Origin of the sequence: Bradyrhizobium sp. McL0616 (genome assembly GCF_049993385.1) — a bacterium.
Classification (GTDB): domain Bacteria; phylum Pseudomonadota; class Alphaproteobacteria; order Rhizobiales; family Xanthobacteraceae; genus Bradyrhizobium.
The window spans coordinates 6948395-6960305 of the sequence record NZ_CP188255.1 but is presented as its reverse complement, the minus strand read 5'-3'; the positions used below and the strand labels follow the sequence as shown (position 1 = coordinate 6960305).

General features: G+C 64.0%; 13 protein-coding genes. 5 read left to right on the top strand and 8 right to left on the bottom strand.

Annotation, left to right across the window (positions count from 1 at the left end; all coding sequences use genetic code 11):
• Positions 1–128: 128 nt before the first annotated feature.
• The 5 genes from ACPPVR_RS33460 to ACPPVR_RS33440 are packed head-to-tail and all read right to left on the bottom strand — an operon-like array spanning position 129 to position 3261.
• Positions 129–875, bottom strand: a complete 747-nt coding sequence (locus ACPPVR_RS33460) for an HAD family hydrolase (protein ID WP_426610784.1) — start codon at positions 873–875, stop codon at positions 129–131.
• Positions 866–1753 (bottom strand): oxygen-dependent coproporphyrinogen oxidase, encoded by an 888-nt coding sequence (gene hemF / locus ACPPVR_RS33455; RefSeq protein WP_426610783.1) that lies wholly within the window; start codon positions 1751–1753, stop codon positions 866–868. Before hemF ends, ACPPVR_RS33460 begins: the two co-directional genes overlap by 10 nt.
• A gap of 8 nt (positions 1754–1761) precedes the next feature.
• Positions 1762–2133 (bottom strand): 6-pyruvoyl trahydropterin synthase family protein, encoded by a 372-nt coding sequence (locus ACPPVR_RS33450; RefSeq protein WP_426610782.1) that lies wholly within the window; start codon positions 2131–2133, stop codon positions 1762–1764.
• 17 nt (positions 2134–2150) lie between these two features.
• Entirely contained in the window at positions 2151–2783 is a 633-nt protein-coding gene (gene queE, locus ACPPVR_RS33445; protein ID WP_426610781.1) for a 7-carboxy-7-deazaguanine synthase, read from the bottom strand.
• A gap of 19 nt (positions 2784–2802) precedes the next feature.
• Positions 2803–3261 carry a tRNA (cytidine(34)-2'-O)-methyltransferase gene (locus ACPPVR_RS33440; protein ID WP_426610780.1) on the bottom strand — a complete coding sequence of 153 codons (459 nt, stop codon included), beginning with the start codon at positions 3259–3261 and terminating at the stop codon, positions 2803–2805.
• A 279-nt stretch (positions 3262–3540) separates the two neighbouring features.
• Here ACPPVR_RS33440 and petA point away from each other — a divergent pair, with 279 nt between their 5' ends.
• The 5 genes from petA to ACPPVR_RS33415 all read left to right on the top strand — a co-directional run bounded on the left by petA (position 3541) and on the right by ACPPVR_RS33415 (position 9967).
• Positions 3541–4071, top strand: a complete 531-nt coding sequence (gene petA / locus ACPPVR_RS33435) for a ubiquinol-cytochrome c reductase iron-sulfur subunit (RefSeq protein ID WP_426610779.1) — start codon at positions 3541–3543, stop codon at positions 4069–4071.
• 62 nt (positions 4072–4133) lie between these two features.
• Positions 4134–6197, top strand: coding sequence for a cytochrome b/c1 (gene fbcH, locus ACPPVR_RS33430; RefSeq protein ID WP_426610778.1), 2064 nt, complete (start codon positions 4134–4136; stop codon positions 6195–6197).
• Positions 6198–6347: 150 nt separating this feature from the next.
• Positions 6348–7022, top strand: a complete 675-nt coding sequence (locus tag ACPPVR_RS33425) for a dienelactone hydrolase family protein (protein WP_007607077.1) — start codon at positions 6348–6350, stop codon at positions 7020–7022.
• A gap of 230 nt (positions 7023–7252) precedes the next feature.
• Positions 7253–9418 carry an anthranilate synthase component I gene (locus tag ACPPVR_RS33420; RefSeq protein WP_426610777.1) on the top strand — a complete coding sequence of 722 codons (2166 nt, stop codon included), beginning with the start codon at positions 7253–7255 and terminating at the stop codon, positions 9416–9418.
• A gap of 9 nt (positions 9419–9427) precedes the next feature.
• Entirely contained in the window at positions 9428–9967 is a 540-nt protein-coding gene (locus tag ACPPVR_RS33415) for an adenine phosphoribosyltransferase (RefSeq protein ID WP_426610776.1), read from the top strand.
• A gap of 19 nt (positions 9968–9986) precedes the next feature.
• Here the strand turns inward: ACPPVR_RS33415 and ACPPVR_RS33410 are convergent, their stop codons facing one another.
• The 3 genes from ACPPVR_RS33410 to ACPPVR_RS33400 form a co-directional block, all read right to left on the bottom strand.
• Positions 9987–10319, bottom strand: coding sequence for a GIY-YIG nuclease family protein (locus tag ACPPVR_RS33410; RefSeq protein WP_426610775.1), 333 nt, complete (start codon positions 10317–10319; stop codon positions 9987–9989).
• Positions 10320–10564: 245 nt separating this feature from the next.
• Positions 10565–11080 (bottom strand): alpha/beta fold hydrolase, encoded by a 516-nt coding sequence (locus ACPPVR_RS33405; protein WP_426610774.1) that lies wholly within the window; start codon positions 11078–11080, stop codon positions 10565–10567.
• Positions 11081–11215: 135 nt separating this feature from the next.
• Positions 11216–11884: a hypothetical protein gene (locus tag ACPPVR_RS33400; protein ID WP_426610773.1), complete on the bottom strand. Its 669-nt coding sequence runs from the start codon at positions 11882–11884 to the stop codon at positions 11216–11218.
• Positions 11885–11911: the final 27 nt, after the last annotated feature.

Genomic DNA, 11911 nt, shown 5'->3' with positions numbered 1-11911 from the left:
GTTTTGCCCGACGAGTCAAAAGGTTTCGTAAAATCAGCAATGCATTGCGTTTGCGGCAAGCCGTTGAAATTGCAGCAGCCGGCTACTGTGCATGGGGTTGTTTTCGATATTTTGTTGTCGCGCTCTGGTTACGCCCGGCCCGGCACCAGTTCGGTCAGCGAACGGATGATGCGATCGGGCTTCACGGCCGAGCCTTCGGGCAGGCCCTCGCCATGCACATCGATCCAGATCGCGTAGATGCCGAGGCGCTGCGGCGTCACGACTTCCCATTCCAGATTGTCGCCGATCATCCAGGTGTCTTTCGCGGTGACGCCGAGCGCGTCCATCGCGTGCAGATAGGCGCGCTCCTCGGGCTTGCCGAAACCGTGCTCGCCCTCGATCTGGATGTGATCGAAGCGATGGGTCAGCTCGAATCGCTCGACCTTGGCGCGCTGCATGTCGGCGGCGCCGTTGGTGACCAGTGCGAGCTTGATGCCGTGCGCCCTCAACGCGTCGATCGCATCATGCGCGCCCGGGAAAATGAAGATCGCTTCTTCGCGATAGGTGGTGAAGCGGTCGGCGAGGCGATCGGCGAGATCGTCGGAGAGGGCACGATGGCCGTCGGCGGCGAGCGCGGCGAAGCCGCCTCGCACCGTGAGTCGCCGTGCTTCGCCAAGCTTCATCCGCCATGCGGCCTCCGCATTCGCCCAGAAGTTTCGCGCATAGGCCAGCACCGCAGTTGCGACCTTAGGCGGCGGCAGCGGCGCGAGCTCCTCGGCGAACTCGTTGGCGATCGTGTTCCAGGCGATCTCGGGCCGGCCATAGGCCGACAGGATGGTGTCGTCCATGTCGATCAGCATGGCGCGGGGGAGCGGCTTCAGCATAGTCATGGCCATTTCACCTCGGGCGGCAGCGACGACAGGATCGAATCCACATTGCCGCCGGTCTTGAGCCCGAAGATGGTGCCGCGGTCATAGAGCAGGTTGAACTCGACGTAGCGGCCGCGCCGGATCAGTTGCTCCTCGCGGTCTTCTGCGGTCCAGGCCGTCGCGAAATTGCGCCGCACGATGTCAGGATAGATCTTTTGGAAGGCGCGGCCGACATCCTTGGTGAAGGCGAGATCGGCGTCCCAGTTGCCGCTGTCGTGCCAGTCGTAGAAGATGCCGCCGATGCCGCGCGCCTCTTTCCGGTGCGGCAGATAGAAATACTCGTCGCACCACTTCTTGTACTTGTCGTAGTCGGCGATGCCGTTCGGCTGCGTGCAGGCCTGCTTCATCGCGGCGTGGAAGGCGAGCGTGTCGGCATCGTCCTGCGTGCGCCGGCGGTCGAGCACCGGTGTGAGATCGGCGCCGCCGCCGAACCACGCCTTGGTGGTGACGACGAAGCGCGTGTTCATGTGCACGGCGGGTACGTGCGGATTGCGTAAGTGCGCGATCAACGAGATGCCGGAGGCCCAGAACCGCGGATCATCCGCCGCGCCCGGGATCTGCGCGCGAAACTCGGGCGCGAATTCGCCGTGCACGGTCGAGCAGTGCACGCCGACCTTCTCGAACAGGCGGCCGGACATCATCGACATCACGCCGCCGCCGCCGGCCGCGCCAGAATGGTCGGTGCGCTGCCAGAGCGTGCGCGCGAAGCGGCCGGCCTCGCCGGGATAGAGGCTTTGCGGCGCGTCGTCCTCCAGCCGCTCGAAGCTCGCGCAGATGTCGTCGCGCAAGGATTCGAACCAGGTGCGCGCGCGGGCCTTGCGATCGTCGATCAAGTTTGGGTCCATCGTAGATGTCATCCGTCAGCCTGCGGACCGTAATAGGTGCAGCTTTCGTTGCAACTGTCGCGGTGGATGCTGACGCGGGTCAGCTTGCCGATATGGGCAAGCCGCTCCCAGACGAAGCGCGACAGGTTTTCCAGCGTCGGTGTGCCCAGCGCCTCGATCTTGTTGAGGAACTTGTGGTCGAGCACCACGCGCACGTCCTCGATCGCGCGCTGGAGGAGGCCGAGATCGACCACCATGCCGGTCGCAGGGTCCGGCGTGCCGCGGACCGTCACCTCGGCGCGGAAGGAGTGGCCGTGGATCTCTTCGCTGGCTGGGCCAAACGTCGTTCCCGACAGCGAATGCGCCGCCTCGAAGCGGAACGATTTCGTCAATTCCCACATCTGTCCGTCAACCAATCCTATCTGATGCCGAGCGATTTATGCGTCTGCACGCTGAGCCGCCATTGCGGGTGGTGCAGGCAATAGTCGATCGCGCGCGCGGTGTTTTGGGCGACCTCGGGTCCATCCATCGGCTGGAGCGAGAAGCGTTCGAAGGCGAGGCCCTCGAACGTCTCAGGGGCCGCCAGCGCCTGCGGGTAGACCAGCTTCAGCTCGTGGCCGCGCTTCAGCACGAGATCGCTGCCGCCCTTCGGGCTGACGCAGATCCAGTCGAGCCCCTCGGGCGGCGCGACCGTGCCGTTGGTCTCGACGCCGATCTCGAAGCCGCGGGCATGGAGCGCATCGACCAGCGCAGCATCGACCTGCAACAGCGGCTCGCCGCCGGTCAGCACGACGTAGCGGTTGGCGGCCGTCGCACGCCATTGTCCGGCGATGGTGTCGGCAAGTTCCGCGGCCGAGGCGTAGCGGCCGCCGAGCGTGCCGTCGGTGCCGACGAAATCCGTGTCGCAGAATTTGCAGGTCGCATCCGCCCGATCAGCTTCGCGGCCGCTCCAGAGGTTGCAGCCGGCAAAACGGCAGAACACGGCGGCGCGCCCGGCATGGGCGCCTTCGCCTTGCAGGGTCAGGAAGATCTCCTTGACCGCGTAACTCACTGGTCTCTCCTTAATCGTCTCAAGCTTGCGGGTTCCGGACCTGCCGCAGCGCTTCGCCTGCTGCCATCGCCACTGTCATCGCCACATTGAGCGACCGCAGCCCGGGCGTGATCGGAATCACCAGGCGGGCATCGGCGGCCTCGACCACCGCGTCGGTGACGCCGGCGCTCTCGCGCCCGAATAGCAGGATGTCCGACGTCTGGTAATGAAAATCGCGGTAATCCGTGGCGGCCTTGGTGGTGAAGAGCAGCAGCCGGGTCCCGTGTGCCGCGCGCCAGTCCTCGAATTTCGACCAGGAGTCGTGGCGGGTCAGACTGACATGGTCGAGATAGTCCATTCCCGCGCGGCGGAACAGCCGGTCAGAGACGGGGAAGCCCGCCGGTTCGATGATATGGGCAGCCAGCCCCAGACAGGCGCAGAGCCTGAGAATCGTGCCGGTGTTCTGGGCGATGTCGGGTTGGAAAAGTGCGATCTGCATGGGCGGTGACAGGTTGGTTGCGGGCCGGAAATGTCTCAATAAAACATCGCTAGCGCGGGAATTCGTGCATTGCACGCTTCCACGCCGTTAGCGGGCTTGCGCTCGCCCGGCAAGGGTGCCAATAGAACGATTCTGGACTGCTGTTTTTCGCCTTGTTTTGGCGGGGACAAGCCAAGTTCTGCCGCCGCGGGGGGCCGCGGGCGCCGGCAGCCTGTTCTGGGGACCTTGGGGGCTCCTGGAGCGGTTCCACCGGCAGCATAAGAAGAAAGGGTTGGAATCGTGACGACAGCGTCTTCGGCGGACCATCCGACACGCCGTGATTTCTTATTCGTTGCAACGGGGGCAGCTGCAGCAGTAGGGGGCGCAGTTGCGCTCTGGCCCTTCGTTTCCCAGATGAATCCGGACGCCTCGACCATCGCCGCCGGTGCGCCGATCGAAGTCGATCTGACCCCGGTCGCCGAGGGGCAGGACATCAAGGTGTTCTGGCGCGGCAAGCCGATCTACATCAGTCACCGCACCAAGAAGCAGATCGACGAGGCGCGCGCCGTTCCTGTGGCGAGCCTGCCCGATCCGCAGTCCGACCAGGACCGGGTCAAAGCCGGCCATGACCAGTGGCTGGTCGTGATCGGCATCTGCACCCATCTCGGCTGCATCCCGATCGCTCATGAAGGCAATTACGACGGGTTCTTCTGCCCCTGCCATGGTTCGCAGTACGATTCGTCCGGCCGCATCCGCCAGGGGCCCGCGCCCGCGAACTTGCCGGTGCCGCCGTACCAGTTCGTTTCCGACACCAAAATCCAGATCGGCTGAGCTTCGGATCCTAGTCCGAAGCCTCGAACCGTCACGTCGTATTATTGCCTCAGGATCGCATCATGAGCGGACCATCCGACTACCAGCCGAGCAATCCGGCCCTGCAATGGATCGAGCGACGTCTGCCGATCCTGGGTCTCGTGCATTCTTCCTTCGTCGTCTATCCCACCCCACGTAACCTGAACTACTGGTGGACCTTCGGCGCCATCCTGTCATTCATGCTCGGGATGCAGATCCTGACCGGTGTGGTCCTGGCGATGCACTACACGCCGCACGCCGATCTCGCCTTCAAGTCGGTTGAGTTTTTGGTCCGTGACGTCAATTACGGCTGGCTGCTGCGCAACATGCATGCCTGCGGCGCGTCGATGTTCTTCTTCGCGGTCTACGTCCACATGCTGCGCGGCCTTTACTACGGCTCCTACAAGGAGCCGCGCGAGGTGTTGTGGATCCTCGGCGTCATCATCTATCTGCTGATGATGGCGACCGGCTTCATGGGCTACGTGCTGCCGTGGGGCCAGATGAGCTTCTGGGGCGCCACTGTCATCACCAACCTGTTCTCCGCCATTCCCTATGTCGGCGAGAGCATCGTGACGCTGCTGTGGGGCGGCTACTCCGTCGGCAACCCGACGCTGAACCGCTTCTTCTCGCTGCACTACCTGCTGCCGTTCCTGATCGCGGGCGTCGTCGTACTGCACGTCTGGGCGCTCCATGTCGCCGGCCAGAACAATCCGGACGGCGTCGAGCCGAAGACGGAAAAGGACACCGTGCCGTTCACGCCGCACGCGACCATCAAGGACGGGTTCGGCGTTGCCTGCTTCCTGCTGCTCTACGCCTGGTTCATCTTCTACATGCCGAACTATCTCGGCGACGCCGACAATTACATTCCGGCGAATCCGGGCGTGACGCCGCCGCACATCGTGCCCGAATGGTACTATCTGCCGTTCTACGCGATCCTGCGCTCGATCCCGAACAAGCTCGCGGGCGTGATCGGGATGTTCTCGGCGATCATCATCCTGTGCTTCCTGCCCTGGCTCGATGCTGCCAAGACCCGGTCGTCGAAGTACCGTCCGCTGGCCAAGCAGTTCTTCTGGATCTTCGTCGCGGTCTGCATCCTGCTCGGCTATCTCGGCGCGCAGCCGCCGGAAGGCATCTACGTGATCGCCGGCCGGGTCCTGACGGTCTGTTACTTCGCCTACTTCCTGATCGTGCTGCCGCTGCTCTCGCGCATCGAGACGCCGCGGCCGGTGCCGAACTCGATCTCGGAGGCGATCCTTGCCAAGAGCGGCAAGGCCGTCGCCTCGATCGCGGTCGCGCTCGTCGCCGCCGGCGCGCTGTTGGTCGGCAGCTTGCAGGATGCTCGCGCCGAGGAAGGCGGCCCCACGCCGCCGGGCAACAACTGGTCGTTCGCGGGCCCTTTCGGCAAGTATGACCGCGGTGCGCTTCAGCGCGGCCTGAAAGTCTACAAGGAGGTCTGCTCCAACTGCCACGGCCTGTCCTTCATCGCCTTCCGCAATCTTGGCGATGCCGGCGGCCCCGGCTATTCGGTGGCGCAGGTGGCGGCGTTTGCCTCCGACTACAAGATCAAGGACGGTCCGAACGATCAGGGCGACATGTTCGAGCGCCCCGGCCGGGCGGCCGACTACTTCCCCTCGCCATTCCCGAACGAGCAGGCGGCTCGCGCGGCGAACGGCGGCGCGGCACCCCCCGATCTGTCGCTGATCACCAAGGCGCGTTCCTACGGCCGCGGTTTCCCGCTGTTCCTCGTCGACTTCTTCAGCCAGTATCAGGAGCAGGGCCCTGATTATGTCGCGGCCGTGCTTCAGGGCTTCGAGGACAAGGTGCCGGAGGGTGTGACTATCCCGGAGGGCTCGTACTACAACAGGTACTTCCCCGGCCACGCCATCAAGATGCCGAAGCCGCTCAGCGACGGCCAGGTGACCTATGATGACGGCTCGCCGGCAACGGTCGCGCAATACGCCAAGGACGTCACCACGTTCCTGATGTGGACGGCTGAGCCGCACATGGAAGCGCGCAAGCGCCTTGGCTTCCAGGTGTTTGTCTTCCTGATCATCTTCGCGGGCCTAATGTACTTCACCAAGAAGAAGGTCTGGGCCGACTCGCACTGAGCGGCGCACGCGAGACGAGAATGAAGAAGCCCCCGAGACGGGGGCTTTTTTGTTGGACACGAGCGTGTGTTATTTGGCGCGATTGCCTATCGCGCGCGTAGCCGCCAAGATGCCTCCAGCCACGCCCCAGCACATCTTCGGAGGACACCCATGGGAACCGCCATCACCTTCAAGCGCCCGGACGGCAAGGACGCCTCGGGCTATCTCGCCAACGCCGCGCGCGGCAATGCGCCGGGAGTCGTCGTAATCCAGGAATGGTGGGGGCTGTCGGACCAGATCAAGGGCCTGTGCGACCGCTTTGCGCTCGCCGGCTTCGATGCGCTCGCGCCCGATCTCTACAAGGGCAAGGTGGTGCCGTATCACGACACGGACGCCGCCGGCAAAGAGATGAACTCGCTCGATTTCATGGACGCCACCACGCAGACCGTGCGCGGCGCTACGCAATATCTGTCGCGCAACGGCGCCAAGGTCGGCCTGACCGGATTCTGCCTCGGCGGCGCCGTCACCATCATCGGCTCGGTACATGTGCCTGAGCTCGCGGCGGGCGTCGTGTTCTACGGCATCCCGCCCGAGCAGGCCGCCAAGCCCGCCGACGTCAAGATTCCGCTGCAAGCGCATTTCGCCAACAAGGACGATTGGTGCACGCCAGAGCTGGTCAACGGCTTCGAGAAAGCCATGAAGGCCGCCGGCAAGTCGCTGGAGCTGTTCCGCTATGACGCCGAGCACGCCTTCGTCAACGAGCAGCGCCAGGCCGTTCACGACCGCGAAGCCGCCGAGCTCGCCTGGGGCAGGGCGACGGAGTTTTTCCGGAAGCATCTGGGGTAACAGCCATCTTCCTGGCTGCGGGGGCCACCCTTGACGCCGCCTCCGGGCCATGGTGAGTATCCGCCCCATGAGCACCGCAGTCTGCCCAACCCGTCTTTGGTGGCGCACCTCCTAAGAGGTGGCCGGTGCGATTTCTTTTCCCAAAATCGTCGAAGGTCGCCCACGCAGTGCGGCGGCCTGATCGTTTGTCCTGTGTGGCGTTCCCTCGGCAAGTTTCGTAAGAGGACCCCATGAACAGGACCGTCTTTACCCTCCCGGCCAGAAGTGACTATGTGACCCGCGCCGGCCTGGCGATCACGCGAGTGGCGGAGCAGTTTACCGGCGGCGCCAACAGGCTCGACGATCTCATCAGCCTGCTCGACCGCCGCCATGGCGTGGTGCTGTCGTCGGGCACGACCGTGCCCGGTCGTTACGAGAGCTTTGACCTTGGCTTCTCCGATCCACCGCTCAAGCTCGAGACCACTGGCGTCAATTTCAAGCTGGAAGCGCTCAACGAACGCGGCCAGGTGCTGATCGCCTTCCTCGCTGAGGTGCTGCACGAGCCCTGCGTGGTGATCTCCGAAAAGACGACGATGCGTCTGTCGGGCCACATCATCCGCGGGGAGGCGCCGGTCGAGGAAGACCAGCGCACGCGCCGCGCCAGCGTGATGTCGCTGGTGCGCGATATCGTTGCGGCTTTCTCGGCCAATGACGACGGCCTGCTCGGCCTGTTCGGCGCTTTTGCCTACGACCTCGTATTCCAGATCGAGGACCTCGTGCAGAAGCGTCCGCGCGAGAAAGATCAGCGCGACATCGTGCTCTATATCCCAGATCGCCTGCTCGCCTACGACCGCGCCACCGGGCGTGGCGTGGTGCTGAGTTACGATTTTGCGTGGAAGGGCAGGTCCAATGAAGGCCTGCCGCGCGAGACCGCCGAGAGCCCGTATCAGAAGACGCCGCGCCAGGGTTTTGCCGATCACGCACCCGGCGAATATCAGGCCACGGTGGAAACCGCCCGCGCCGCCTTTGCGCGCGGCGACCTCTTCGAGGCGGTGCCGGGCCAACTGTTCGCCGAGCCCTGCGACCGCTCGCCGGCCGAAGTGTTCCAGCGCCTCTGCGTCATCAACCCGTCGCCCTACGGCGCGCTGATGAATCTCGGCGACGGCGAATTTCTGGTCTCCGCCTCGCCTGAGATGTTCGTGCGCTCCGACGGACGCCGCGTCGAGACCTGCCCGATCTCCGGTACGATCGCGCGCGGCACCGATGCGATCGGCGACGCCGAACAGATCCGCCAGCTGCTGAACTCGGAGAAGGACGAGTTCGAGCTCAACATGTGCACCGACGTCGACCGCAACGACAAGGCGCGCGTCTGTGTCCCCGGCACGATCAAGGTCTTGGCGCGCCGCCAGATCGAGACCTACTCAAAGCTGTTCCACACCGTCGATCATGTCGAGGGCATGCTGCGCCCGGGCTTCGATGCGCTCGATGCCTTCCTCACCCATGCCTGGGCCGTCACCGTCACCGGCGCGCCAAAACTCTGGGCGATGCAGTTCGTCGAGGATCACGAGCGCTCGCCGCGCCGCTGGTACGCCGGCGCGATCGGTGCGGTGAATTTCGACGGCAGCATCAACACCGGCCTCACCATCCGCACCATTCGCATGAAGGACGGTCTCGCCGAGGTTCGCGTCGGCGCCACCTGCCTGTTCGACTCTGATCCCGCCGCGGAAGACCGCGAGTGCCAGGTCAAGGCCGCGGCCCTGTTCCAGGCGCTGCGCGGCGATCCGCCGAAGCCGCTGTCGGCCTTTGCGCCCGATGCCACCGGTTCGGGCAAGCGGGTGCTGCTGATCGATCACGACGACAGCTTCGTCCACATGCTCGCCGATTATTTCCGCCAGGTCGGCGCCAGCGTCACCGTGGTCCGCTATGTGCATGCGCTCGACATGCTCAAGCAGAAGAGGTGGGATTTGCTGGTGCTGTCACCCGGGCCCGGGCGCCCGGAGGATTTCGGGATCAAGAAGACCATCGCCGCGGCGCTGGAGAACAAGCTGCCGGTATTCGGCGTCTGCCTCGGCGTGCAGGCGATCGGCGAATATTTCGGCGGCGAGCTCGGTCAGCTCGCGCATCCCGCCCACGGCCGGCCCTCGCGGGTTCAGGTGCGCGGCGGGCGCTTGATGCGTAATTTGCCGAACGAGATCGTCATCGGCCGCTATCATTCGCTCTATGTCGAGCGCGACAGCATGCCGGAGGTTTTGTCCGTCACCGCCAGCACCGAGGACGGTGTCGCCATGGCGCTCGAGCACAAGACGCTGCCGGTCGGCGGCGTGCAATTCCATCCGGAATCGCTGATGTCGCTCGGCAACGAAGTGGGCTTGCGTATCGTCGAGAACGCGTTCCGGCTGGATGCGCCGGTCAATTGAGAGGCACCAATGACCTTTGACCACGATCTAAAGGCGAGCGTCCGCGCCATTCCCGACTATCCCAAGCCGGGGATCATCTTTCGCGACATCACGACGTTGCTCGCCGACGCGCGTGCGTTCCGCCGCGCGGTGGACGAGCTCGTCAATCCCTGGGCCGGCAACAAGATCGACAAGGTCGCCGGCATGGAGGCGCGCGGCTTCATCATCGGCGGCGCGGTGGCGCATCAGCTTTCCGCCGGCTTTGTGCCGATCCGTAAAAAAGGCAAGCTGCCGCACACCACCGTGCGCATCGCCTATTCGCTCGAATACGGCATCGACGAGATGGAGATGCATGTCGACGCCATCCAGCCCGGCGAGCGCGTGATCCTGGTCGACGATCTCATCGCCACCGGCGGCACTGCGGAGGGCGCGGTAAAACTGCTGCGGCAGATCGGCGCCAATGTCGTCGCGGCCTGCTTCATCATCGATCTGCCCGAGCTCGGCGGCGCGGCCAAGCTGCGCGCCATGGACGTGCCGGTGCGCACGCTGATGACGTTCGAAGGGCACTGAGTCTTCGCTGCGGCGATCGTCAGATCGCCTCGGCTTTCAGCTCGGCTCGCCAATGCAGCACGCGCTCCTTGAGGAGCGCACTCCGGACATAGTCCGTCTCGTCATCCTTCAGGCGCTCGCACTCGCCGAACGTCAGTCCCGCCTCGCCATACGTGTTCCACGCAGACTGGAGGCTGCGGCAGGGATGGACGCCCTGACGGAGCGAGAACCAGATGCGGTTCTGGATCGTCGCGAGGTTCGGAGCTTGGCCGACCCAGGCCTCGGCGGAGGCCGCGCAGCGGACGACGTAAATGCCTGCAATGGTCTTCCGCTCCTTGTAGGCGGCGATGGCAGCTTTCCGGTCGATGCTCACGGGTGAGACCTTGGCTAGAGGGGGCGCTGATGGGCACCCTCAATAAGCTCGAACTGATGCGTAGTCAATATTATCCGGGTAAAAATATCGCGTAACGCGTCTGAGCCCCGATCCGCATCGGCCTATTCGCTAACGCCAGAGCAGCGCTTGATGAAGCCGGTGAGCAGGCCTGTGATATCCGCTGGCCGTTCCAGACTCGGTAAATGGGCCACGCCGGTCAGCTCATGGTGCACCCCGTTCAACACCTAAGCTGCAACATGCCGGCTTCGTTCCTGAATGTTGAGTAGGTCCAGGTCACCGCTCATCACGAGCGTCGGCACCGATATCTCGGCCAACCGATGGAAGGCAGGCGCGACATCGAGGTTCGCTCCGATCGGAGGCGACCGGAGTGCTAAGCCGTTCATGTCGAGGAAGCGCGCCAGCGCCCGAACGAATGATGGATGCCGAAGGGCGGCGTCGAGCGCGATTCGCCCGCCGTCCGAACATGCAACAAGAATTGCAGGTTTGCCGTCTGCCATGGCGTCAATCACTGCCATCAAATCCGCGACTGCGGAAAAATCTTCCCTGTCGGCGCTGGTCTCGCCAAAGCCCCGCCGGTCATAGGCAATCGCCTTGTTGCGAGCGCCGACACCAATTAGCTGCGCACGCCACATGCGGCGATCGCAGATGGCGGCGTGCAGAAAAACGACTGGCTCGCCGCTGCCGACCACTTCCGTCGCCAGCACAGCGCGATCGAGCACAACGCGATGACTGGAACTCATGGTGCATTCTACTCGCTGCGAGGGAAACGGTCAGTATGATCGCGGAGATGGGCCGGTCCAAATCCGGACGCGCCTGCCGACATTGGGTTGGGCCAACCAAGCAGGCCAACCGGTCAAAACCTGCGTGCAGCGGTACTAGGACCGTTGCAGGATCAGGCTGAGCTCGAGCTCCCGGAACGCGAGGTAATTCCGCCGGACCCATTGGTGCAGCTCGGTCGAGGAGTCTTTCTCCTGGCGCAGATAGCCGGTGAAGGAGAAGTTCAGCCGGTCGATATAGGTCTTGAGGAAGCCGGGCAGCGCCGGCAGGCGCAATAAGCGGCCCTCGGCCATCGCGGGCGGGAGCTCGCCGCGGATGATGAATTCATTATCGACCGTGATCAGGTTCACCCGCGGGATCTGACCGCGCAGCATCTCATAGGCGCGGGCCGAGACGCGGTCGGTATCGGCCATGAACAGGATCATCGGCGCGACATGGCGGCGTGCAGCCTCTTTCAAGAGGCCGATCTCGTCGGTCATCTTGAAGAATTCGTCGAAGGCGTGAAAGCCGAGGTCAATCACCTTGGCAAGGCCATCATCGACGATGACGCGGTCCATCAGCTGCATCTTGCCGAAGGTGTCGATCACATCAGCCGTTTCGGTGACCTTCGGCAGATAATCGAGCAGCGACGGCTCCTTCAGATTGACGTCGAAGGCCGTGACGTTGCCGTTCTTGAGCAGCAGGAATTCGGCGAGCAGCCGCGCCAGCAGAGTCTTGCCGACCAGCGGGCGGGGCGAACAGATGATGTAGAGAGGCGTTGCGGGCATCACGGGTATTATCTGAGCGAACTCACC

Excerpts from the sequence above, each read along its gene's own strand:
- ACPPVR_RS33460 (WP_426610784.1), bottom strand. The coding sequence starts at position 875 with ATGGCCATGACTATGCTGAAGCCGCTCCCCCGCGCCATGCTGATCGAC.
- hemF (WP_426610783.1), bottom strand. The coding sequence starts at position 1,753 with ATGGACCCAAACTTGATCGACGATCGCAAGGCCCGCGCGCGCACCTGG.
- ACPPVR_RS33450 (WP_426610782.1), bottom strand. The coding sequence starts at position 2,133 with ATGTGGGAATTGACGAAATCGTTCCGCTTCGAGGCGGCGCATTCGCTG.
- ACPPVR_RS33440 (WP_426610780.1), bottom strand. The coding sequence starts at position 3,261 with ATGCAGATCGCACTTTTCCAACCCGACATCGCCCAGAACACCGGCACG.
- fbcH (WP_426610778.1), top strand. The coding sequence starts at position 4,134 with ATGAGCGGACCATCCGACTACCAGCCGAGCAATCCGGCCCTGCAATGG.
- ACPPVR_RS33425 (WP_007607077.1), top strand. The coding sequence starts at position 6,348 with ATGGGAACCGCCATCACCTTCAAGCGCCCGGACGGCAAGGACGCCTCG.
- ACPPVR_RS33420 (WP_426610777.1), top strand. The coding sequence starts at position 7,253 with ATGAACAGGACCGTCTTTACCCTCCCGGCCAGAAGTGACTATGTGACC.
- ACPPVR_RS33415 (WP_426610776.1), top strand. The coding sequence starts at position 9,428 with ATGACCTTTGACCACGATCTAAAGGCGAGCGTCCGCGCCATTCCCGAC.
- ACPPVR_RS33405 (WP_426610774.1), bottom strand. The coding sequence starts at position 11,080 with ATGAGTTCCAGTCATCGCGTTGTGCTCGATCGCGCTGTGCTGGCGACG.
- ACPPVR_RS33400 (WP_426610773.1), bottom strand. The coding sequence starts at position 11,884 with ATGCCCGCAACGCCTCTCTACATCATCTGTTCGCCCCGCCCGCTGGTC.